Genomic DNA, 21,654 nt, shown 5'->3' with positions numbered 1-21,654 from the left:
GGGTCAGTTGCCAGCGGGTCAGTTGCCAGCGGGTCAGTTGCCAGCGGGGTCAGCCGTCACCGGGCGGGCTCAGACGAGGAGATCGACCACCGGCTGCACGTAGCTGCGGAACAGCTCCGGCTGGGACAACAGCTCGTGGCTCATGATGATCTTGTCGGGCTCGAGATACCAGGCCCGCGGCTCCGCAAGCGGGAGCTCGATGATCGTCAGGCCGAAATCCTTTGAAGCCCGTCCCACGTCAAGCAGGCGGTCCTCCACCATGTCGGCCAGCAGCTCGTTGTTGCCGTTGGCTTCGCGCTCCGCTTCGAGGGTTCCGTATTCGGCGAGGCGTTCCCGGGCCCACGTCAAAGCGGCCCCGAAGTGGGCCTGCAGCACGCGCCGGAGGGCCGGCGAATTGCTGAACGCACGGAAGCCCGGCGGGGAGAGCTCGGGGGACATTTCCGGGTGGTCTTTCAGCAGCTGTTCCCACCAGGCCTCCCATTCGGTCTTGAGCGCAGCCGGGCCGCCAACCTCGGCGATCAGGTGGGAGTGGTCCGAGGCGCGGATCTTCGGTGCCGCATGGCAGAGCGCCGGGTGTCCCGCGGTGTCCAAGCCGGCGGCGTCACGAACGTAGAGGGCAATGAGCATGGGACCAGAAGTATCCATAGTGATCCGCCAGCCTGGTCCGCCGGTGTGGTGCATCCAATTGCCTCCTTGGCAAGACGTACGATCTCAGTCTATTCCTGTTGTTATGAGGCGTTAACGGCTGGCTGCCCGGCCGCCAGCCGTCGGTTCAGGCCCGCCAGGTGGGCTTCGAGCACATCCTTGCACATCACGGCCGTCATCCACTCGGGCTGCAGGAGGGCGTGCATCGTCAGGCCGTCCAGGACTGCCAGCAGCAGTTCCGCTTCGGTGACGAGCACCTGCTGGTCGAGGCCGGCCGCGTGGTCGGCGTCAACGCCTTCAGCCTCGGCCAGGCCCAGGATGAGCCCGCCCACGACGGCTGCCACCGCCCGGTGGCTGCGGTCGGCCTCAGCGGCCAGGAACGGCCTTGTCCGGGCGGCATTCTTGAAGGCCATCCAGACGCAGGCATCAACCGCCCGTTGCTCGTCAAGTGGAAGAAACTCACCCAGCAGTGCCAGGACGGCCGCACGCTGCTCCCCTGAAACCGGCGGCGTATCGCCCAGCCGGGAGTCCGCGTCGGTGAGGCGGCCGACGATTCGATTCACCACCACGGCGAACGCGTGGGTCAATAGCTCGTCGCTGCTGGCGAAGTAGTGCCGCACCGAGCCGACGGCCAGCTGCGCTTCATCGGCAACTTCCCGCAGCGAGGCCCGCTCGAGGCCATCCGTTGCGATGATCCTGAAGACTGCGTCAACTATTTCCTGGCGCCGGATGACGGCGTCGACAAATTTAGGCACTGGTCTTTTTTAGCACGTACGTGCCGCGGCCGCCCCGGGCCACACCGGTCCCGGCGGGGACGTGGCGCGGGTCACAGCGACACAGTGCCCCCATAAGGACGACGCCGGCCGCGCACCTCAGCAAAAGGTGCGCGGCCGGCGTCGTCCTGTCTATCGCGCGCCGTGGCCGGCGGGCGGGCTACAGCGACGGGTAGTTGCGTTCCGGTTCGCCGACGTAGAGCTGGCGCGGGCGGCCGATCTTCGTATTGGGGTCGCTGATCATCTCGCGCCACTGGGCGATCCAGCCCGGCAGGCGCCCGATGGCGAACAGCACGGTGAACATCTTCTCCGGGAAACCCATGGCCTTGTAGATCAGGCCGGTGTAGAAGTCCACGTTGGGGTAGAGCTTGCGCTGGATGAAGTAGTCATCGCCCAGGGCTTTCTCTTCAAGGCGCATGGCGATGTCGAGGAGCTCGTCGTTTCCGCCGAGCTTGCTCAGGACCTCGTGGGCCGTGGCCTTGATGATCTTGGCACGCGGGTCGTAGTTCTTGTAGACGCGGTGCCCGAAGCCCATGAGGCGGACGCCGTCTTCCTTGTTCTTGACCTTCTCCATGTAGTCCTCGGGCTTGATGCCGTCGGCCTGGATCTGGCGCAGCATCTTCAGGACGGCCTCGTTGGCACCGCCGTGGGCGGGGCCGAAGAGGGCGTTGATGCCCGCGGAGACGGAGGCGAACAGGTTCGCGTTCGAGGAACCTACCAGGCGGACGGTCGACGTCGAACAGTTCTGCTCGTGGTCGGCGTGCAGGATCAGGAGCAGATCCAGGGCCTTGGCGATGACCGGGTCCACCTCGTACTGCTCGGCCGGCAGGCCAAAGCTCAGGCGCAGGAAGTTCTCCACCAGGTTCATCGAGTTGTCCGGGTACAGCATGGGCTGCCCGATCGACTTCTTGTGGGCGTAGGCGGCGATGACCGGCATCTTGGCCATGAGGCGGATGGTGGACACCTCCACCTGCTCGGCGTTGAACGGATCCAGCGAGTCCTGGTAGAACGTCGACAGCGCCGACACGGCCGAGGACAGCACCGGCATCGGGTGGGCGTCACGGGGGAAGCCGCTGAAGAAGCCCTTGAGCTCTTCGTGCAGCAGGGTGTGGTGGCGGATCCGCTGGTCGAAGGACTCCAGCTCGGTGGGGGTCGGCAGGTTGCCGTAGATCAGCAGGTAGGAGACTTCCAGGAAGCTCGAGTGCTGGGCCAGTTGCTCGATCGGGTAGCCGCGGTAGCGCAGGATGCCGGCGTCACCATCGATGTAGGTGATCGCCGAGGTGGTGGCCGCGGTGTTCATGAAACCGGGGTCGAAGGCGACGGCGCCGGTCTGCTTCAGCAGCTTGGAAACGTCGTAGCCTTCGTTCCCTTCTACAACCTTGATGCGCGGGAGTTCGAGTTCGCCGCCGGCATGGCGCAGGGTTGCGCTGGTGGTTTCAGTCATGGAGTCTCCTCATGAGGCATCGGGGCCTCTGTCGAAAGCTGGTCCAACATCTGGTGAAGCTGCCCGCGGATCCTGTGCGGACAGGATTTCCAAAGGCTGCGCTGCCTTCTTGTGGAAAGCCACCATTGATCGTCAGTTAAAAAGTACCTTCACTTCGCGGGTGGCACTAATCCGGGGGGCCCGCAAAACGCCAAAAACACGCCACATGTGGCACGCGTCACAGCATTGTTACGCTTCCGGGTCCAGCCGCGAGACGGCGGCGTCGATCCTTTCGTCGCTGGCGGTCAGCGCCACCCGGATGAACCCGTTGCCGGCGTCGCCGTAGAAGACCCCGGGGCCAACGACGATTCCGCGGTCCGCGAGCCGGCCCACGGTGTCCCACGTCGCCTCGCCGGCGGTGGCCCACAGATAAAGGCCTGCCCTCGATTCATGGATTGTCAGGCCGAAACCTTTGAGCGCGGGCACGATCCGTTCCCGACGGCCCCGGTACAGGTCCTTCTGGGCCTGGACGTGGGCGTCGTCGCCGAGGGCCACGCGCATGGCTTCCTGGACCGGATAGGGCACAATCATCCCGGCGTGCTTGCGGCTGTTGACCAGGTTCGCCATGATCACCGGATCGCCGGCGACAAATGCCGCCCGGTAACCGGCCACGTTGGACTGTTTGCTCAGCGAATAGACGGCGAGCAGGCCATCGTGGGAGCCTTCTGCGACCTGCGGATCCAGGACGCTCGGGACCGGGGCGCCGCCACGCTGGAGGTCCCACTCCCCCCAGCCGAGTTCGGCGTAGCACTCATCGGACGCGACGACGGCGCCGAGCTCGCGGGCCTGCCGGACGATCCGCCGCAGCGACGCGATGTCCCGGACGCTGCCGGTGGGGTTGGCCGGCGAATTGACCCAGACCAGGCGCACGCGGGCCCGGGTGCCGGCGTCGAGCTCGTCAAGGTCGTCCGCGGCGACCTGCTCCGCACCGGCGAAGGTGGCCCCGATGTCATAGGTGGGGTACGCAACCGTGGGCCGGACGACGACGTCGCCCGGCTTCAGGCCGAGCAGGAACGGCAGCCACGCGACGAGTTCCTTGGAACCCACCGTTGGCATCACATTCTGCGGGTCGAGCCCGGGGACGCCGCGCCGGCGCGCAAACCAGCCGGCGATGGCTTCCCGCAGGGCCGGCGTCCCGTGCACCGTGGGATAGCCGGGGGCGTCCGCGGCGGCGCGCAGTGCGTCCTGGATGAGGGCCGGCGTCGCGTCCACCGGGGTTCCGATGGAAAGGTTGACGGCTCCTGCCGGGTGCCGGGCTGCCGTGGCGAGATACGGCGCCATGGCCTCCCACGGGTAATCGGGCAGGCTCAGGCCGAAGGTGCGCACCGCGGATGTCACCGTAGCGCCGTCCTAGTTCTCTTGGTTCTGCGGCGGCAGGGCGGCGATCATGGGGTGGTCGGTGTGGGTGTTCCCAACCTTCGCGGCGCCGCCCGGGGACCCGAGTTCGTCGAAGAACTCGACGTTGGCCTTGTAGTAGTCGGCCCATTCTTCGGGGGTGTCGTCCTCGTAGTAGATCGCCTCCACGGGGCAGACCGGCTCACAGGCACCGCAGTCCACGCACTCGTCGGGGTGGATGTACAGGGAACGCTCACCCTCGTAAATGCAATCGACGGGGCACTCCTCAATACATGCCTTGTCTTTGACATCTACACACGGCTGCGCGATTACGTACGTCACGTCCCTGGCCTCTCCACGTTGGTTCCGGCGACCGGCCGGATGATTTCCAGGCCCTGAGCCGGGCTGCTGACTTCTGAGCCTATTATCTCCCAGCCTGTTCCCGCGAACCTAGCCGGACGTCACACATGCTCCGCGTCTTACGATGATCTGATGAGCTCGCCTTTGCCCTTGCCCCAGCAGTTTCTCTCCGCCGCCCCGCTCGGCACCCGCGTTGTGGTCCGGTACAGGATCGACGGCGGCCTGACGGATGCCCTCGGCGAGCTCGTGGATCGCGCCGACGGCGTATGCACCGTCCGCACCCGCCGCTCCGACGTCGTCATTGCCCTCCCCCTTGTCGTGGCAGCCAAGGAAGTCCCGCCGCCCCCGCCGCGCCGCGCCCCGCGGGTGCAGGAGCGCTGACGGGCGGTTCCGGCGTGGGCGCGTCGGTGGTGGTTGCGCCGAGGGGACATGCCCTCCCCTGCTGGCCAACCACGCACATGCCCAACCCCACCCCCGGCCACCAATGGACATGCCCTCCCCTGCTGGCCAACCACGCACATGCCCAGCCCCGCCCCCGGCCACCAATGGACATGCCCTCCCCACCTGGCCAACCACGCACATGCCCAGCCCCACCTCCGGCCACCAATGGACATGCCCTCCCCACCTGGCCAACCACGCACATGCCCAGCCCCGCCCCCGGCCATCAATGGACATGCCCTCCCCTGCTGGCCAACCACGCACATGTCCAGCCCCACCTCCGGCCATCAATGGACATGCACTCCCCTTGCTGCTGGAGATGGACATTTCGACACCGTGCTCATCGCCGCCACCCAGCGCGGGACATGTCCAGTGGTGAATCGACGGAGCCAGGGACATGTCCAGCGGTAAACCAACAGAACAAGGGACATGTCCAGTGGTGCATCGAAAGAGCGCGGGACAATTTCAGCGGTGGCTGGGCGCGGTGCAGGATCAGAGTGCAGGACCACAGTGCCGAACCGCATCGCAAGGGCACACGAAGCCGGACGTGGAGTCTGACTCTAGGCGGCGGCAGACAGCCTGTTCAGGGCTTCGCGGACCATGGCGATGAAATCCTCGGGGTGGTCCCTCAGCAGCGGGTACGTCACAACAAGAGTTGGGATTCCGCGGCGCGTGGTGACGTTCCAACGCCGCCGGTCTTCCTCGAAGCTTGCCCTGTCCATGTGGAATCCCGCCCCGTCAGTCTCGATGCCGAGACGGCCGTCGACCATCAGGTCCAGGTGTCCCATCCCTGGAACGTTGACCTGCGATTCAACATGGAAGCCGGCCCGCCGCAGCAGGAACCGGGCCAGGCACTCAATGAGCGACTGCGACTGCGGGACAATCTCCGACACGATCCGGCGCTCCCGGGTGTCGTTCCGGCCATCGAGGCGCCGACGCAATGAACCCAGCGGGAGTCCCTTCAGCACGACGGCGGATTCGGCGATGATCAGCCCGTGAGGTTCGGGTAGGCAGCGCAAGCATTGGATAACCGTGTCCAGGAGTGTCGGCGGCGCGGGCGCCCGGTGGCAGACGAAGCCCTGGTAGCTCCTGCTGTGGGTGAGGGCAACGTGCGGCTGGGCCGGGGCTTCAAGGACCCACAGCCCGCTGAAGTGCGCCGCGGTGATGCACGCCGGTTCCGCCGGAAGCGAGCGTATGGCGATCAGCTGCGCGTCTGCACCGGGCAACGCATGGACGCCGCGGGCCACCCGTGACACGGCTCCCGAGGCCATCGCGGACTTGAGCTGAAAATCGGAGACCCCCGCGGCGGCAATGTATTTGGCGCGGGCGACGCCGTCGTAATTCGAGAGCACCTCGATGATGTTGGCCATTCACCCATGGTGGAGCCGCACTCTGCGCCCTGGAAGTCGGATCCCGCACTATGTGGAAAACTGCACCGGCCGGCTGGGGCGGTGCCGGACAGGTCCGACCATGAGGGCGGGGCATGTCCCGCGCACCAACCCGGGGCCGGACATAATGCCATTGCGCCCACTCGAGCGACCGAAAAATGGGCATGTCCCGAGGGGAGCCGGGCAGGGCGGTCCGGTCCTGGCCCGTCGTCACCGGTCCTGGCCGGTCGGCCTCCTGTAGCGCCGGCACCAGGCCAGCATGGCCACGGTGATGCCTGCGATGCCGAAGACCCAGATATTGCCCGCGGCGTCGCCGATGACCAGGCGCTTGCCCGTTTCCAGGGTGGACCACCAGCCAATCAGCGCGTAGCAGAGGACTCCGCAAGCCGCCGTCGGGATGACAGAACGGAATGCCGCCCCCAGCCACAGCTGGACCGAGCCCAGCAGCACGAGCGCAGCGACGGCGCCCCACGGGACGTCCACTCCGCCCAGGACCAGATCGTGGCGGTGCAGGGCGGTGCCGGCCAGGGCAACAAAAAGAGCTGCCGGCACGGCGGCGGCAATGCCGCCTGCCGTACCGGCAGCTCTCTTAATCACGTTGTGGCTGAAGCCCGGAGACCGGGATCAGACCTTGGCGCGGGCGCGGTTGGCCTTGGCCCGCTCGTTGGTGTCCAGGATGACCTTGCGGATGCGGATTGAATCCGGGGTAACCTCAACGCACTCGTCTTCGCGGGCGAATTCGAGGGACTCTTCGAGGGTCAGGTCGCGCGGGGGCGTCAGGTTCTCGAAGGTGTCCGAGGAAGCTGCACGCATGTTGGTGAGCTTCTTTTCCTTCGTGATGTTCACGTCCATGTCGTCGGCGCGGGAGTTCTCGCCCACGATCATGCCCTCGTACACCTCGGAGGTGGGCTTGACGAAGAAGGATCCGCGTTCCTGCAGGTTGATCATGGCGAACGGGGTCACAACACCGGCGCGGTCGGCGATCATCGAACCGTTGGTGCGGTATTCGATGGGGCCGGCCCACGGCTCGTAGCCTTCGGAGATGGAGGCGGCGATGCCGGCGCCGCGGGTGTCCGTGAGGAACTTCGTGCGGAACCCGATGAGGCCGCGGGCCGGAACGATGAACTCCATGCGGCACCAGCCGGTGCCGTGGTTGGCCATGTTGGTCATGCGGCCCTTGCGGGCGGCCATCAGCTGGGTGACGGCGCCGAGGTACTCTTCGGGCACGTCGATGGTCATGTGTTCCATCGGCTCGTGGACCTTGCCGTCGACGGTCTTGGTAACCACCTGCGGCTTGCCGACGGTCAGCTCAAAGCCTTCGCGGCGCATCTGCTCGACCAGGATGGCCAGTGCAAGCTCGCCACGGCCCTGGACTTCCCAGGCGTCGGGACGCTCGGTGGGGAGAACCTTGATGGAGACGTTACCGATCAGTTCCTTGTCGAGGCGGTCCTTGACCTGGCGGGCCGTGACCTTGGCGCCCTTGACCTTGCCGGCCAGCGGGGAAGTGTTGATACCGATGGTCATGGAGATGGCCGGGTCGTCAACAGTGATCAGCGGCAGCGGCTGCGGGTTCTCGGCGTCGGTCAGGGTCTCACCGATGGTGATCTCCTCGATGCCGGCGACGGCGACGATCTCGCCCGGGCCAGCGGACTCAGCCGGGACGCGGTCCAGTGCCTTGGTCGCGAGAAGTTCGGTGATCTTGACGTTCTTGAGCTCGCCATTGGCGCGTGCCCAGGCCACGGTCTGGCCCTTGCGCAGGGTGCCGTTGTAGATGCGCAGCAGCGCCAGGCGGCCCAGGAACGGTGAGGCGTCCAGGTTGGTGACGTGTGCCTGCAGGACACCGTTCGGGTTGTAGGTCGGGGCCGGGATGTGCTCGATGATGGCCCGGAAGAGCGGCTCGAGGTCTTCGTTTTCCGGGGCGCTGCCGTCGGCGGGCTGCTCGAGGGAGGCGCGGCCGACCTTGGCGGCGGCGTAAACAACCGGCACGTTCAGGATCTTGTCCAGGTCGAGGTCCGGAACTTCGTCGGCGAGGTCGGAGGCCAGGCCCAGGAGCAGGTCCATGGATTCGTGGACAACTTCTTCGATCCGCGCGTCGGGGCGGTCGGTCTTGTTGACCAGGAGGATCACCGGCAGGTGCGCGGCGAGGGCCTTACGCAGCACGAAGCGGGTCTGGGGCAGCGGGCCCTCAGAGGCGTCGACGAGGAGGACGACGCCGTCGACCATGGACAGGCCGCGCTCCACCTCGCCACCGAAGTCGGCGTGGCCGGGGGTGTCGATGACGTTGATGGTGATGGTTTCGCCGTTGGAGGACGGTCCGTTGTAGGCCACCGTGGTGTTCTTCGCCAGGATGGTGATGCCCTTTTCGCGTTCCAGGTCACCGGAGTCCATGACGCGGTCTTCGAGGTGGTTGTGCTCGGCAAAGGAGTTGGTCTGCTTGAGCATGGCGTCGACCAGCGTGGTCTTGCCGTGGTCAACGTGGGCCACGATCGCGACGTTGCGCAGGTCACTGCGCGATGCAGTGGCTACCGCGGTGTTGGTGGTGGTTTCAGACATGCGTTATTGCTCGATTCAGTGGTGAAGTCAGCTGTGGTATCGCGACATTTCCAACCGGAACGCACGACAGATAAGTCCCTTTGGCACAGGGCACCTACTACCATTCTAAACGCTAGGTCATTTATTGGCCTAAAATGCGGATCGGTGACCAGCGTCCGCGCTGTCGCCAGAGCAGGACGGGCGCACGGAAATGGTCTATCACGTGTGAGTAAAGTCACTGGATTTTCCAGCGCCCATGCACCATCATTGCTCTGATAGCAGCAAGCAAGCCCGGAGACATTCATGCGAAACGCCTCGGCCCTGTCCCGCTTCGTCGCAATGATGATCGCCACCGGCGTGGTTCTTGGCGGCTGCGGACAGACCTCTTATTCACCTGCGCCCGACGCGGGCTCTTCCGAAGTGGGCTCTTCCGACGCTGGATCATCAGAGTCGGAAGCTGTGGGCACGTCACTGACCGGCAGCGGGGCCGGAGCGGCCGTTGGCGCCGGAGTCCCGGTCGCGGCCGGGTCCGCGGCCAAGACGCGCATCGGGTCCACCATCGACCCCGCCGCACTGCCGAGCGGCTCGACCTACCACAATCCTGCCAACGGCCGCAACGAGATCATCGTCAAGGACACCAGCAATGTCGCCGTGCTGATTGGCGACTCGCAATCGGAACCTTCCTACGGCTGGCCCAGGCAGGGTCTGGCCGCTGCTGGGTACAAAGTCTTCTTCTGTGGCCGGGGCGGAACCGGTTTCGTGGCGTCCAACGGCAAGACCGGCAACTACATCGACGCGCTTCAGCGCGGCGACTGGAAACTCCCGTACGGCGCTCCTCCCCTCGTGGTGATCGAAGGCGGCGGGAACGATGCCGCACGCGGCGCCTCCGACGCGCAGATCGTCTCCAACGCGGAACGGCTGATCGCCAGCATCCAGCAGCGTTACCCCGATGCCCGGATACTCATCGTCGGCACACTCGGGCGCGGCGCCCACTACGGCGGAGGACGCCGGAGCGAGGTGGACGCGCTTTTGGGGCGGGTGGCGGACCATCACGGGCTGTCGTTCGTCAGCGCAGGCGATTGGCTCACCCGGTACAACCTGACGGGCTCGATGGCGGACCGGGTCCACCTGAACCGGCAGGGCCACGCGGCCCTGGGCGCCGTTTTCGGCCAGCGGCTGCAGTCCCTGGGGTTTGACTACGCCGACCCCGGCATGCTCGCCGGCTTATCCCACTAACGCAGGTTTGTCCCACCGGCGCAGGCACCGCCAGCGCCGGGCCACCGGCGCAGGCACCGCCGGCGCAGGCTTGTCCCACCGGCGCAGGCACCGCCGGCGCAGGCTTGTCCCACCGGCGCAGGCACCGCCGGCGCACGGGCCACAGCACAACAAAGGAGCCGGTGTCCGCCCCGAAGGGAGGACACCGGCTCCTGTACTGCCAGCCGCTAAGCGCTGCTGGCGGCGGACTTCTTCAAGCCCTCAGGAAGCGGCCGCTCAGGCCACGTCCATTTCCGGCGGCAGCATGAGGCCGGCGCCGGGGATGGCGTTGAGCAGCGCCCGGGTGTAGTCCTGCTGCGGCGACTCGAAGACGTCGTCCGTCGAGCCTGTTTCCACCAGCTTGCCCTTCTCCATGACGCACACGCGGTCGGCGATCTGCCGGACCACCGCGAGGTCGTGGGTGATGAACAGGTAAGTCAGGCCGAGCCTGGACTGCAGTTCGGCGAGCAGGTTCAGCACCTGCGCCTGCACCAGCACATCCAGTGCCGAGACGGCCTCGTCGCAGATGATCACTTCGGGGTCCAGGGCCAGGGCGCGGGCGATCGCGACCCGCTGGCGCTGGCCGCCGGAGAGCTCGTTGGGGTACCGCTGCATGGTGGACTGCGGCAGCGCCACCTGGTCCAGCAATTCCCGGACCTTCTTCTCGCGGCTGGCCTTGTCCCCGATCTTGTGGGTCCGCAGCGGTTCCTCGATGGTCCGGAAGATGTTGTACATCGGGTCCAGGGAACCGTACGGGTCCTGGAAGATCGGCTGTACCCGGCGCCTGAAGGCGAAGAGCTCTTTGCTCTTCAGCGTGGAGGTGTCCACGCCGTCGAAGATGATCTTGCCGGAGGTCGGCGTCAGGAGGTTCAGGACCATCTGCGCCACGGTGGACTTGCCGGAACCCGACTCCCCCACGATCGCCGTCGTGGTTCCCCGCTTGACGTTGAAGGAGATGTCGTCGACGGCGGTGAAGTCCGTGGACTTGCCCAGGCCCGAACGCAGCTTGAAGACCTTCCTGAGGTTCTGGATCTGCAGGACGTCGTCGGACTTGGCCGGCTCAACCACGCCGGTCTCGCTCGGGGCGAGCATGTCGTCGGTTTCCACGCCGAGTTCCTTGGCCGCCTGGATGCGCCGGGACGCCAGCGACGGCGCCGAGGCGACCAGCCGCTGGGTGTACGGGTGCTGCGGGTTCTGCAGCAGCTCCAGCGAAGGTCCGGATTCGACAACCTGGCCGCGGTACATGACCACCACCTGATCGGCACGCTCGGCGGCGAGGCCGAGGTCGTGCGTGATCAGCAGCACCGCGGTGCCCAGTTCCGTGGTCATCTTGTCCAGGTGATCGAGGATCTGGCGCTGCACGGTCACGTCGAGCGCCGAGGTCGGCTCGTCCGCGATGAGCAGGCGCGGCTGGCAGGCGAGCCCGATCGCGATCAGCGCGCGCTGGCGCATGCCGCCGGAGAACTCGTGGGGGTACTGCTTGGCGCGGCTTCCGGCGTCGGGCAGCCCGGCCTGGGAAAGGACCTTGGCGACGTCGTCGGGGCCGCTCGGGAGTCCGTTGGCCTTCAGCGTCTCGCGGACCTGGTCGCCGATCTTCCACACCGGGTTCAGGTTGGACATCGGGTCCTGCGGGACCATGCCGATGCTGTTGCCGCGCAGTTCGATCATCCGCTTTTCGCTGGCGTTGGAGATGTCCTCGCCATCGAACAGGATCTGGCCTGCCGCGACCCGCCCGTTGCCCGGGAGCAGGCCGATAGCAGCCAGCGCGGTGGTGGACTTGCCGGAGCCCGACTCGCCCACAATCGCGACGGTTTCGCCCGGCATGACGGTGAGGTGGGCGTTGCGGACGGCGTTGACCTCGCCGTTGCTGGTGGTGAACCCGATGGCCAGGTCCTTGATTTCAAGCAGCGGGCGCTCAGTGGCGTACTCAGCTTCCTGGAAGTCAACAGAGGCGCTCATGGTGTCCCCTTTCATCGCTTGCGGGCTTTGGGATCGAGGGCATCACGCAGGGCATCGCCCAGCATGATGAAGCTCAGGACGGTGATGGACAGCGCGATGGCCGGGTAGATCAGTGGCATCGGGTTGGACCGGAGGGAGGCCTTCGCCGCGTCGATGTCATTGCCCCAGGACATGACGCTGGCCGGCAGCCCGATGCCGAGGAAGGACAGCGTGGACTCGGCCACGATGAACGTTCCCAGGGAGATGGTGGCCACGACGATGATCGGGGCCAGCGAGTTCGGCAGGACGTGGCGCATGAGGGCGCCGAACTTCGAGACGCCCAGCGAGCGGGCGGCCGTGACGAAGTCGGCGTTCCGGACCTCAACGACGGCGCCGCGGGTGATGCGGGCAATCTGCGGCCAGCCGAAGATGATCAGGATGAGCACCAGCGTCCACACGGTCTTGTTAGCCCGGAACATCGGCAGCTGCATCAGCACGATCGCGCCCAGGATCAGGGGAAGGGCGAAGAAGATGTCATTGATGCGGGCCAGGACCGAGTCGATCCAGCCGCCGTAATAGCCGGCGACGGCACCCATGATGCCACCGATCAGCAGCACGCCGATGGTGGTCAACAGGCCCACGGTCACCGAGGACCGCGTACCGAAGATAACGCGGGCGTAGACGTCGCAGCCCAACTGGGTGAAGCCCAGCGGGTGGCCCGCGGCGGGGCCGGCGTCGGAGTTGGCCAGCTGGCAGGCCTCCGAGGTCGGGTCGATCGGCGAGAAGAGCCCCGGGAAGAGCGACACCGCCACGACCACGAGGATCAGGAACACGGAGATGATGAAGAGCGGCTGCTTGCGCAGGTTCTTCCAGGCCTCACCCCACAGGCTTAGCGGTGCGGCTTCGTCCTTGACCCGGTCCGTTACCTGGAGCGGAGTCTCGGAGACATCGGCCACGAAGTGCACGGTCCGGCGGGCCGGGCGGCGCGAATCGGCGTGCCGTGCGGTGGTGGTGGTGTTATCAGGAGTCATAACGGATCCTCGGGTCAAGCCAGCCGTAAAGCAGGTCAACGAGCAGGTTGGAGAGGCAGTAGATCAGCACCAGGACGGTGACGATCGAGACCACCGTGGGCCCTTCGCCGGACAACACGGCCCGGTAGAGCCGGTTGCCTACGCCCGGAACGTTGAAGATTCCTTCCGTGACGATTGCCCCGCCCATCAAGGCACCGAGGTCGGCGCCCAGGAAGGTAATGACGGGAATCAGGGAGTTGCGCAGGATGTGGACGCGGACCACCTGGAACCGGGAGAGGCCCTTGGCGGTGGCGGTGCGCACATAGTCGGCGTTCATGTTTTCGATGACGGACGTGCGGGTCAGGCGCAGGACGTAGGCGAACGATCCCAGTCCCAGCACGATCGCCGGCAGGATGAGGTCCGGGATGGTCGCCGCGGAGCTGACGGTCGGTTTGGCCCAGCCGAGCTGGACTCCGATGGTGAACTGCAGCAGGAAGCCGAGGACGAAGATCGGGATGCCGATTACGATCAGCGAAAAGATCAGGACCGTGGCGTCAAAGAGCTTGCCCTTGCGCAGGCCGGCGATGAGGCCGAAGATGATGCCGAAAAAGGCCTCGAAGATCAGCGCCATGATGGCCAGCCGCGCCGTGACGGGGAAGACCTCGCCGAGCACGGCGGCGATGGGGCGTCCGGAGAAGTCCTGGCCGAGGTCGAACGTGAAGATGCTCTTGAGGTAAAGCAGGTATTGCATCCAGAACGGCTGGTCAAGGTGGTACTGCATGCGCAGCTTGGCTGCGACCGCCTCGTTCACCGGCTTGTCGCCGAACAGGGCCACGATGGGGTCACCGGGCAGGCTGAAGACCAGGAAATAGACCAGCAGTGTTGCGCCCAGGAAGACGGGAATCAGTTGCAGGAAACGCTTGAGGATGTATGTCGACATCAGCGAGTCACACCCTCGTTGGCAGGCATCCTGTCCAGGGATGCGGCGGAGTTGTTCATCAAAGAACCTTTTCACTATGGATGCAGGCCGGCGCCGGTTTGCTCACGGCGGCAGGGCTGCGAAAAGTTCGCCCGAAAGAGCCGGGCATCAAGAAAATAAATGGAGGGGAAACACGACGACGGCGGAGGCCCCAGTATGGGCGGCCCCCGCCGTCGTTTTGTTGTTACTTACCGGTTACGTTGTAGTACAGCGGGACGCCGTCCCAGCCGTAGTCGACGTTGGTGACCTTGTCGCTCCAGCCGCCCTGGGCAACCTGGTACCACAGGGGGATGGCCGGCAGGTCCGTCAGGAGGATCTCCTGGGCCTTGTTCATGGCCTTGTTGCCGTCGCTGACCGACGCGGCGTTCAGGCCGTCGGAGATGGCCTTGTCGAACGTCGGGTTGGCGTAGCTGGCGTCGTTGGAGCCGGCACCGGTCTTGTAGATCGGGCCGAGGAAGTTGTACAGCGACGGGTAGTCTGCCTGCCAGCCGGCACGGATGGAGCCGGTGAGGGTCTTGGCGGTGGCGTCGTTGCGGGCTTCCTTGAAGGTGGCGTACGGCTTGCCTTCAACCTTGATGCCGAGCGTGTTCTTGAGCTGGTTGACTACTGCCTCAACCCAGGCCTTGTGTCCGCCCTTGTCGGCGTTGTAGGCAATGGTGAACGTCTTGTTCGCGTCCCACTTCTGGATGGCGTCAGCCTTGGCCCAGGCTTCCTTGGCCTTGTCGGCGTTGAAAGTCAGGTTCTCGGCTCCGGCGATCGAGTCGCTGTAGCCGTCAAGCACGGGTGCCGTGAAGTCCTTGGCGGGCTGGCGTGCACCGTTGAAGATCACCTTGGTGATCTCTTCGCGGTTGATCGCCATGGAGATCGCCTGGCGGCGGAGCTTGCCGGCGTCGCCGCTCCATTCCGGCAGGTATTCCGGGATGGCGATGGTCTGGTTGCCGGCGTACGGCTTGTTGATGGTGCGGTCGCCGAGGTCAGACTTGAAGTTCTTCAGCGCGCTGGTCGGGATGGTCTGCAGGATGTCCAGGTTGTTGGACATCAGGTCCTGGTACGCCGAGTCGTCGTTCTGGTAGATCTTGAACGTCACGCCGGCGTTCTTGGCCTTGCGCGGGCCGTTGTAGTCCGGGTTCGGAACGAGCTGGATCTGCACGTTGTGCTGCCAGCCGCCGTCCGCGAGCTTGTACGGGCCGTTGCCGACCGGCTTCTCGCCGAAGCCCTTCGGGTCCTTCAGGGCACCGGAGGGAACCGGAACAAACGCGGTGTAGCCAAGGCGAAGCGGCCAGTCAGATTCCGGCTGCTTCAGTTCGACGGTGAACGTCTGGTCGTCAACGACCTTCAGGCCGGACATGGTCTCAACCGTGGAGCCCTCTGCGCTGGCTTCGTCGTAGCCCTTGATGCTTTCGAAGAAGCCACCGCTGAGCTGGGCGTTCTTGGCTGCGGCGCCGAAGTTCCAGGAATCGACGAAGGACTTGGCCGTGATGGCCTCGCCGTTCGTGAACTTCTGGTCCTTCTTGACCTTGATGGTGAAGTGCTGGCCGTCCTTGCCCTCGATGGACTCGGCGAGTTCGTTGACCGGCTTGCCGCTGGGGTCGTAGCTGACCAGACCCGCGAAGATCATGTCGATGACCTTGCCACCGCCGACTTCGTTGGTGTCGGCGGGCATGAGGGGACGCTGGGGTTCGGAGCCGTCGGCGAGGATCACTTTGCTGGTGTCGCCGCCGGTACTGCCGCTACCGGTTGCGGAGCCGCTGGCACCGCATCCGGTCAGGGCGAGGGCGGCGATAGCCACCATGCCCAGTGCTTTGGAAGTGCGCGAAAAACGCATTCCGCCTCCTATGAGTTGTGGGAGTTCGTGAGGGAAAAACTTATGCTTCCCCGTAAGCAGGCACAGGGGTATCCCCTGTGACGTGGCCTACATATGGAAGTAGCCTAGCCCTAAACCGTCCAAATGTTGGAACTCTGTTGCCAAACCGTGATCCGACAATCTCATGACGAGTAACGTCAAGCGGAGTGTATTTCAAGTCACACGCTACCGGCTGGTAGTATTCGCCCGCGGTGTGACCTGGGTTACTCGCCCTTAACTGGAATCTGCCGGTGTTAGCCCCTGTTCCAACCCCCTCCAGGAAGCCTCAGCTGGCCCCTGACAGCAGCTGCGCGCGCAGTTCGCGGCGCTCGCGCTGCTTGTCCGGATCCGGCAGCGGAACCGCCGCCAAAAGCCGCTGGGTGTAGGGCTCCTGGGGATTGCGGAGGATCTGGTCGCGGGTCCCCTGCTCCACGATCCTGCCGCGCTGCATGACACAGATCCGGTCCGCGAGCACGTCCACCACCGCGAGGTCATGGGTGACGAAGAGGCAGGCGAACCCCAGTTCCTTCTGCAGGTTCTGGAACAGATCGAGCACCTTGGCCTGGACTGAGACGTCGAGGGCGGAGGTGGGCTCGTCGGCGACCATCAGCTTGGGCTTGAGCGAGAGGGCCCGCGCGATCCCCACGCGCTGCTTCTGCCCGCCGGAGAGCTCGTGCGGGTAGCGGTTGCGGTAGTCGCGCGGCAGCTCGACCTGGTCCAGCAGCGCCTCAATCCGCCGCTGCAGGTCGGCGCCCTTCGCGGCCCGTGCCAGGAACATCGGCTCCCCGATGCTTTCCCCGATGGGCAGCCGGGGGTTCAGGGACGACGACGGATCCTGGAACACCATGCCGACATGCCGGCGCATCTCGTGGAGCTGCCGGCCGTTCCTCTTGGCGGCGGAAATGTCCTGCCCGACTACCCGCATGGTGCCTGCCGCCACCGGCAGCAGGCCGACGGCGGCCCGGCCGATGGTGGTCTTTCCGGAGCCGGACTCGCCGACGAGACCGACCACCTGTCCGGGATAGATGACCAGGTTGGCCCCTTCCACGGCACGGAAGGCCGGCACCCGGCCCTGCTTCGGGTACTCGATGGCGACATCGGTGAGCTCCAGGACCGGCTCGCCCTTCGGCTTGGCCGCTTCGGCCGCGGCCAGGGCGGCGGCGTTTTCGCGCTCGCGCCGGATCAGCTCGTCTTCAGGAATGGAGAGGATCTCGACGTGGGTCGCGGCGGCGAGGGCAGCGGTGACGTCCACGTCCGCCGTGGAATCCGCGCCGCCCTGGCCCAGGTGTGGGACCGCAGCCAGCAGCGCCTTGGTGTACTCGTGCTGCGGGTTGTGGAAGATCTGCGCTGCCGTGCCCGTCTCCACGATCAGGCCCTTGCGCATGACGGCGATCCGGTCGGCGAGGTCGGCCACCACTCCCATGTCGTGGGTGATGAGCACAATGGCGCTGTCCAGTTTGTTCCGCAGGTTGCGCATGAGGTCAAGGATTTCGGCCTGGACGGTCACGTCGAGGGCCGTGGTCGGCTCATCGGCAATGAGCAGCTTCGGGTCGCAGGAGAGCGACTGCGCGATCATGGCGCGCTGGCGCTGGCCGCCGGAAAGCTGGTGCGGGTAAGACCGGAAGGCCTTCTCCGGATCGGGCAGTTCGACAAGTTCCAGCATGCGCAGGGCCCGGAGCCGGGCTTCTTCCGGGGAAACTTCATTGTGCAGACGCACAGTTTCGACGATCTGCGACCCCACGGTGTACACCGGGTTCAGGGCCGTCATCGGCTCCTGGAAGATCACCGCGACGTCCTTGCCGCGCACCGCGCGGATATTGGCCTCATTGCTCCCCAGCAGCTCACGGCCGGCAAGCTTGACACTTCCTGTCACACGGCTGTTACTCGGCAGCAGGCCCAGCAGCGCCATCGAACTGGCACTCTTTCCGGAGCCGGACTCCCCCACGATGGCGAGCACTTCGCCGGCCCGGACCTCGTAGTTCAGGCCGATCGCTGCCGGGACCCATTTCTTGTCCACGCCGAAATCCACGCTGAGATCCCGGACCTCCAGGACAGGTTCGCCTTTGCCAGGCACAGGTGACGCCGGCGGATCGAGGGTGATGAAGTCAGTCATGATGGGCTATCCTTCCGCCCGGGCCGCCGGTGCACCGGGGATTAGTGCTGCGGCTCGGAATACTGAATTATTGGGGGCATGAGCTCTACGCCGCACGCCGGAAATGTTGAAGTCTTCAAAGCACGAACCAACAAGTGGTTCGCGTTGCTGTCCTGGGCGGTGGCCGCGTTCGGTGTCGTGGTCACGGTCGTCATGGCCGGTCCGGGGGCGCTGGGCGGCATCGCCCCGCTGGCCTTCATTGCCTTCATGGGCTGGCAACTGTTCTGGATGCCGTCCGTTGTAGTCCACGATGCCGGCGTCACCCTGGAGAATCCGTTCCGCTCGATTGAGGTGCCGTGGGCAGCGCTGGTGCACGTCGATACCCGTTTTGCGCTGACGCTGGTCACCGCCCGGAAGAGCTACACCTCCTGGGCCGCGCCGGCCCCCGGTATCTGGGGCGGCCGCCATGCCCGCCCGGAGGACCTCCACGGCCTGCCGGCAACCACCTACGGTCCCGGCAAGTCGGTCCGTCCGGGAGATCTGAAGACCACGGACTCCGGCCAGGCTGCCATGCTGGTGCGGGCCCGGTGGCATGACCTTGTGGAAGGCGGACAGCTCGCCGCCGGCGACGCTGCCAGCACCGCGGCAACGGTGACCGTCCGCTGGGTGGCGATTGGCGCCGTCGTACTGCTCCTGGCGGCAAGCTACCTGGCGATTACCGCCGGTTAGAGCGGTCCTGCACGGGGCCGGCATCTACTGGCCCCGTGTTCCGTCAGCCGGCCCGTCGTTGCGGGGATCCTCAGGCGCCGAGGCGCCAAGTCCGGTGACGGTACCTGCCTGCACCGCGGCACCCCCATGATCGGCCGCCTTCTTGGCATTGAACTTCTTCTGCCGTGGGTCAAAGGCGTCCCTCAGGCCGTCGCCGATGAAGTTGATGCTGAGGCAAATGAGCACGATGAACATGCCCGGGAACCAGAAGAGCCAGGGCCGTGTGGCGAAGGCCTGCTGGTTCTGGGAGATGAGCAGGCCCAGTGACGTGTCCGGGGCCTTGACGCCGACGCCGAGGTAGCTCAGCGCCGTTTCGGTGAGGATCGCGGCGGACATGGTCAGGGTCACGTTCACGATCAGCACGCCGACGGCGTTGGGCAGGATGTGCTTGAAGATGATCCTGGCGTTGCTGGCGCCGGAAATCCGGGCCGCATCCACGAACTCACGTTCGCGCAGGGACAGGAATTCGCCGCGCATCAGTCGGGCCAGGGCGACCCAGCTGATCAGGCCCAGGAAGATTCCGAGGGCCAGGACGCCGTTGGTGCTGGCGAAGGAGGCGAACCAGCTCCCCTGGTCCCGGCGGCCGGCGAGGGCGGCCATGACGGCGGCCAGCAACAGGGCCGGAATGATGATGATGACGTCGGTCAGGCGCATCAGGATGGCCTCGGACCAGCCGCGGAAGTACCCGGAGATGGCACCGACCACGACGCCGATCAGGCCGGCGATGAGGCCGATCACGATCATGATGGTGATGGACTGCTGCGCGCCGCGCATGGTCATGGCGAAGAGGTCGCGGCCGATCCGGTCCTGGCCGAACGGATGTTCGCCCCAGGCCAGCGGCCACAGCGAGGAGGTCGGTGCGCCGCCGTTGACCAGTGGCGAGACTTGCGTGTGGGAGTACTTCCACCAGCCGGGGATTCCCAGGTAACCCACCGAGGTGAAGGCCAGGATGAAAATGAAGGCGAACACCACGAGGCCGATAATGGCGCCGGAGTGTCCGAGGAAACGTTTCCGGACGATCTGGCCCTGGCTGAGGCCCTTGGCCTCAAGGACCGGCTCAACGCCGGCCGCGGCTGATATCCGCGAGGCTTCGTCTTCGGCCATGATTACTTCCTGCTGACTTGGCTGGCTCATGCTTTTACCCTTACGCGCGGATCCAGTGCGGAGTAGGCGAGGTCCGCGATGAGGTTGAAGACCATGGCCGTGATGGCCACGCAGATGAAGACGCCCATGACCGGGTTGGGATCGGTGTGCGCGATCCCGTCCAGGAACAGGAAGCCCATGCCGCGGACCGAGAAGACGGTTTCGGTGATGACGGCACCGCCGATCAGGGCCCCAATGTCGAAGGCCACGATCGTGGCGATCGGGATCAGGGCGTTGCGGAAGGCGTGGCGCATGATGACGGTCCGCTCGCTCAGGCCTTTGGCCCGGGCCGTGCGGATGTAGTCCATGTTCATGATTTCGAGCATCGAGGCCCGGGTGAAGCGGGTGTAGCTGGCCAGTGAAATGAGGATCAGGGCCAGGGTGGGCAGGATCAGGTGGGTGAAGGAGTCAAGGCTCAGGACCCAGAAGTCGCCCTGGATGTTCGGCGTGCTGGCACCGATGGTGGCGATCGGCCGGCCGCGCACACGGCTGTTGTTGAAGTAGCTGGGCCACGCCTGCATGTACCGGTCCAGCAGGATCAGGAAGCCGACCAGGAACGAGGTGATGGCTGCCGCCCGCATGGACTGCCCGCGGTCGTAGCCGCCCACCAGGTAGCCGATGCCCATGCCGATCAGGACGAAGGCGACCGCCAGGAGCACGATCATCAGGAACGTAGCCTCGTTGAGCAGCGGCTGAAGGAGGAAGTAGAGCACGACTCCGACGCCGACGGCGATGAGGGCCGACTGCAGGGCCTTGCGGTTTTTCAGCCCGGCGGAGAGCAGGGTCACGGCGAACGCGATGCCGACACCGGCGATGGCGATGACCACGGGGCCCATGCCCGGGGTCTTGAACCATTCGGTGGCGGAGAAGTAAATGAGCACCGCGGTGACGAAGGCGAAGGCGACGGCGCCGGCCAGCAGCCGGCGCCGCATGGTCCCGCCCGCCGCGACGGCTGTCACTGCGCCGACGACGACGCCGATCCCGAGGGCCGCGGGCAGCGGCACGTCGGGGTTCCGCAGGAAGTCGTTGAAGCCGATGGCGCCGAATTCCTTGAGCAGGACGGCGACCCAGAAGATCGGCAGTGAGAAGAACAGGAAGGCCATGAACGTCACGCCGTAATCCAGGGTGCTGTACTGCCGCAGGGCGGTGACGATGCCCAGGGTGATGCCGATCAGGATGGCGAGCACCGTTGCCGCGGTGACGAGGGTCAGGGTCTGGACGAGCGCGAAGCCGAGGGCCTCGGTGATGGGCTGACCGGCGATGTTTTTCCCGAGGTCACAGGAGTTGGCGAACGGAACGAGGCACTGGACAGCGCCGCCGAACCATTTGAAGTACCGCAGCGGGGCCGGGGTGTCCAGCTGCAAGAGCTCGGTCCTCGCGTCCATGAGCTGCTGCTTCTGGGGCGTGGGGTTGGCGCGGAATTCCTCGAGGGGATCGCCGGACGCCGCTGTCAGGAGATATACGAGGTAAGACGCACCGAGAAGGATGAGGGCGGCAGTCACGAGCCGCCGGAAGATGTAGGTCACCATTGGAATAGAACCTCGGAATTCAGGCCCAGGGATTGCCCGGACCGGTCGCGGAGTTTGGCCGGTTCCCGCCGATGTGGCGGCGGGACCACGGCATCGTCAGGGATGTCGCCAGAAAGGCGCCGGGACCGAAGAAGCTGTGGTCCC

The 21,654-nt window shown here is 65.7% G+C and carries 18 protein-coding genes; 3 read left to right on the top strand and 15 right to left on the bottom strand.

The window, feature by feature from the left end; translation table 11 throughout:
- Positions 1 to 69: 69 nt before the first annotated feature.
- From AC1DGD_RS02420 to fdxA, 5 genes are all read right to left on the bottom strand, one after another.
- Positions 70 to 681, bottom strand: coding sequence for a hypothetical protein (locus AC1DGD_RS02420; protein ID WP_028275685.1), 612 nt, complete (start codon positions 679 to 681; stop codon positions 70 to 72).
- A gap of 47 nt (positions 682 to 728) precedes the next feature.
- Positions 729 to 1,400 carry a TetR/AcrR family transcriptional regulator gene (locus AC1DGD_RS02415; RefSeq protein ID WP_476855763.1) on the bottom strand — a complete coding sequence of 224 codons (672 nt, stop codon included), beginning with the start codon at positions 1,398 to 1,400 and terminating at the stop codon, positions 729 to 731.
- Positions 1,401 to 1,578: 178 nt separating this feature from the next.
- Positions 1,579 to 2,862 carry a citrate synthase gene (locus AC1DGD_RS02410; RefSeq protein ID WP_028275687.1) on the bottom strand — a complete coding sequence of 428 codons (1,284 nt, stop codon included), beginning with the start codon at positions 2,860 to 2,862 and terminating at the stop codon, positions 1,579 to 1,581.
- A 228-nt stretch (positions 2,863 to 3,090) separates the two neighbouring features.
- Positions 3,091 to 4,239, bottom strand: a complete 1,149-nt coding sequence (gene dapC, locus AC1DGD_RS02405) for a succinyldiaminopimelate transaminase (RefSeq protein ID WP_476855762.1) — start codon at positions 4,237 to 4,239, stop codon at positions 3,091 to 3,093.
- Between the two features lie 12 nt (positions 4,240 to 4,251).
- Positions 4,252 to 4,578, bottom strand: coding sequence for a ferredoxin (gene fdxA / locus AC1DGD_RS02400; protein WP_028275689.1), 327 nt, complete (start codon positions 4,576 to 4,578; stop codon positions 4,252 to 4,254).
- Between the two features lie 150 nt (positions 4,579 to 4,728).
- Between fdxA and AC1DGD_RS02395 the strand changes: the two genes are divergently transcribed.
- Positions 4,729 to 4,977 (top strand): putative acetyltransferase, encoded by a 249-nt coding sequence (locus AC1DGD_RS02395; RefSeq protein ID WP_476850345.1) that lies wholly within the window; start codon positions 4,729 to 4,731, stop codon positions 4,975 to 4,977.
- A gap of 617 nt (positions 4,978 to 5,594) precedes the next feature.
- Here the strand turns inward: AC1DGD_RS02395 and AC1DGD_RS02390 are convergent.
- The 3 genes from AC1DGD_RS02390 to typA form a co-directional block, all read right to left on the bottom strand.
- Entirely contained in the window at positions 5,595 to 6,404 is an 810-nt protein-coding gene (locus tag AC1DGD_RS02390; RefSeq protein ID WP_476855761.1) for a hypothetical protein, read from the bottom strand.
- A 228-nt stretch (positions 6,405 to 6,632) separates the two neighbouring features.
- Positions 6,633 to 7,019 (bottom strand): hypothetical protein, encoded by a 387-nt coding sequence (locus tag AC1DGD_RS02385; RefSeq protein WP_476855760.1) that lies wholly within the window; start codon positions 7,017 to 7,019, stop codon positions 6,633 to 6,635.
- 27 nt (positions 7,020 to 7,046) lie between these two features.
- Positions 7,047 to 8,975: a translational GTPase TypA gene (gene typA / locus AC1DGD_RS02380; RefSeq protein ID WP_079550304.1), complete on the bottom strand. Its 1,929-nt coding sequence runs from the start codon at positions 8,973 to 8,975 to the stop codon at positions 7,047 to 7,049.
- A 282-nt stretch (positions 8,976 to 9,257) separates the two neighbouring features.
- On the opposite strand from typA, the gene AC1DGD_RS02375 reads away from it, so the two are divergent.
- Complete coding sequence (locus tag AC1DGD_RS02375) at positions 9,258 to 10,190, top strand: SGNH/GDSL hydrolase family protein (protein WP_476855759.1); 933 nt, start codon at positions 9,258 to 9,260, stop codon at positions 10,188 to 10,190.
- A 255-nt stretch (positions 10,191 to 10,445) separates the two neighbouring features.
- Here the strand turns inward: AC1DGD_RS02375 and AC1DGD_RS02370 are convergent, their stop codons facing one another.
- The 5 genes from AC1DGD_RS02370 to AC1DGD_RS02350 form a co-directional block, all read right to left on the bottom strand.
- Positions 10,446 to 12,167, bottom strand: coding sequence for an ABC transporter ATP-binding protein (locus tag AC1DGD_RS02370; RefSeq protein ID WP_476855758.1), 1,722 nt, complete (start codon positions 12,165 to 12,167; stop codon positions 10,446 to 10,448).
- A gap of 11 nt (positions 12,168 to 12,178) precedes the next feature.
- The gene (locus AC1DGD_RS02365; protein WP_230007110.1) at positions 12,179 to 13,177 is read right to left on the bottom strand and encodes an ABC transporter permease; all 999 of its coding nucleotides are present in this window, start codon (positions 13,175 to 13,177) and stop codon (positions 12,179 to 12,181) included.
- Complete coding sequence (locus tag AC1DGD_RS02360; protein ID WP_230007109.1) at positions 13,167 to 14,096, bottom strand: ABC transporter permease; 930 nt, start codon at positions 14,094 to 14,096, stop codon at positions 13,167 to 13,169. Before AC1DGD_RS02360 ends, AC1DGD_RS02365 begins: the two co-directional genes overlap by 11 nt.
- A gap of 223 nt (positions 14,097 to 14,319) precedes the next feature.
- Positions 14,320 to 15,960 (bottom strand): peptide ABC transporter substrate-binding protein, encoded by a 1,641-nt coding sequence (locus tag AC1DGD_RS02355; RefSeq protein WP_230007108.1) that lies wholly within the window; start codon positions 15,958 to 15,960, stop codon positions 14,320 to 14,322.
- A gap of 304 nt (positions 15,961 to 16,264) precedes the next feature.
- The gene (locus AC1DGD_RS02350) at positions 16,265 to 18,091 is read right to left on the bottom strand and encodes an ABC transporter ATP-binding protein (protein WP_230007107.1); all 1,827 of its coding nucleotides are present in this window, start codon (positions 18,089 to 18,091) and stop codon (positions 16,265 to 16,267) included.
- Between the two features lie 78 nt (positions 18,092 to 18,169).
- On the opposite strand from AC1DGD_RS02350, the gene AC1DGD_RS02345 reads away from it, so the two are divergent.
- A complete protein-coding gene (locus AC1DGD_RS02345) occupies positions 18,170 to 18,799 on the top strand; it encodes a PH domain-containing protein (protein ID WP_476850339.1) in 630 nt (209 codons plus the stop codon).
- A gap of 24 nt (positions 18,800 to 18,823) precedes the next feature.
- Here the strand turns inward: AC1DGD_RS02345 and AC1DGD_RS02340 are convergent, their stop codons facing one another.
- Positions 18,824 to 19,942 carry an ABC transporter permease gene (locus AC1DGD_RS02340; protein WP_476850371.1) on the bottom strand — a complete coding sequence of 373 codons (1,119 nt, stop codon included), beginning with the start codon at positions 19,940 to 19,942 and terminating at the stop codon, positions 18,824 to 18,826.
- Positions 19,943 to 19,968: 26 nt separating this feature from the next.
- Complete coding sequence (locus tag AC1DGD_RS02335; protein ID WP_476850338.1) at positions 19,969 to 21,510, bottom strand: ABC transporter permease; 1,542 nt, start codon at positions 21,508 to 21,510, stop codon at positions 19,969 to 19,971.
- Positions 21,511 to 21,654 lie beyond the last annotated feature (144 nt).

This window comes from Arthrobacter sp. 05T45, assembly GCF_056395875.1.
Note: the sequence above shows the minus strand (reverse complement) of the source record. Positions and strands in the feature narration are given on the sequence as shown.

Bases quoted from the DNA above. Each gene is read 5' to 3' on its own strand.
- AC1DGD_RS02420 (WP_028275685.1), bottom strand. From the start codon at position 681: ATGCACCACACCGGCGGACCAGGCTGGCGGATCACTATGGATACTTCT.
- AC1DGD_RS02410 (WP_028275687.1), bottom strand. From the start codon at position 2,862: ATGACTGAAACCACCAGCGCAACCCTGCGCCATGCCGGCGGCGAACTC.
- AC1DGD_RS02395 (WP_476850345.1), top strand. From the start codon at position 4,729: ATGAGCTCGCCTTTGCCCTTGCCCCAGCAGTTTCTCTCCGCCGCCCCG.
- AC1DGD_RS02390 (WP_476855761.1), bottom strand. From the start codon at position 6,404: ATGGCCAACATCATCGAGGTGCTCTCGAATTACGACGGCGTCGCCCGC.
- typA (WP_079550304.1), bottom strand. From the start codon at position 8,975: ATGTCTGAAACCACCACCAACACCGCGGTAGCCACTGCATCGCGCAGT.
- AC1DGD_RS02375 (WP_476855759.1), top strand. From the start codon at position 9,258: ATGCGAAACGCCTCGGCCCTGTCCCGCTTCGTCGCAATGATGATCGCC.
- AC1DGD_RS02370 (WP_476855758.1), bottom strand. From the start codon at position 12,167: ATGAGCGCCTCTGTTGACTTCCAGGAAGCTGAGTACGCCACTGAGCGC.
- AC1DGD_RS02365 (WP_230007110.1), bottom strand. From the start codon at position 13,177: ATGACTCCTGATAACACCACCACCACCGCACGGCACGCCGATTCGCGC.
- AC1DGD_RS02360 (WP_230007109.1), bottom strand. From the start codon at position 14,096: ATGTCGACATACATCCTCAAGCGTTTCCTGCAACTGATTCCCGTCTTC.
- AC1DGD_RS02355 (WP_230007108.1), bottom strand. From the start codon at position 15,960: ATGCGTTTTTCGCGCACTTCCAAAGCACTGGGCATGGTGGCTATCGCC.
- AC1DGD_RS02350 (WP_230007107.1), bottom strand. From the start codon at position 18,091: ATGACTGACTTCATCACCCTCGATCCGCCGGCGTCACCTGTGCCTGGC.
- AC1DGD_RS02345 (WP_476850339.1), top strand. From the start codon at position 18,170: ATGAGCTCTACGCCGCACGCCGGAAATGTTGAAGTCTTCAAAGCACGA.
- AC1DGD_RS02340 (WP_476850371.1), bottom strand. From the start codon at position 19,942: ATGGCCGAAGACGAAGCCTCGCGGATATCAGCCGCGGCCGGCGTTGAG.
- AC1DGD_RS02335 (WP_476850338.1), bottom strand. From the start codon at position 21,510: ATGGTGACCTACATCTTCCGGCGGCTCGTGACTGCCGCCCTCATCCTT.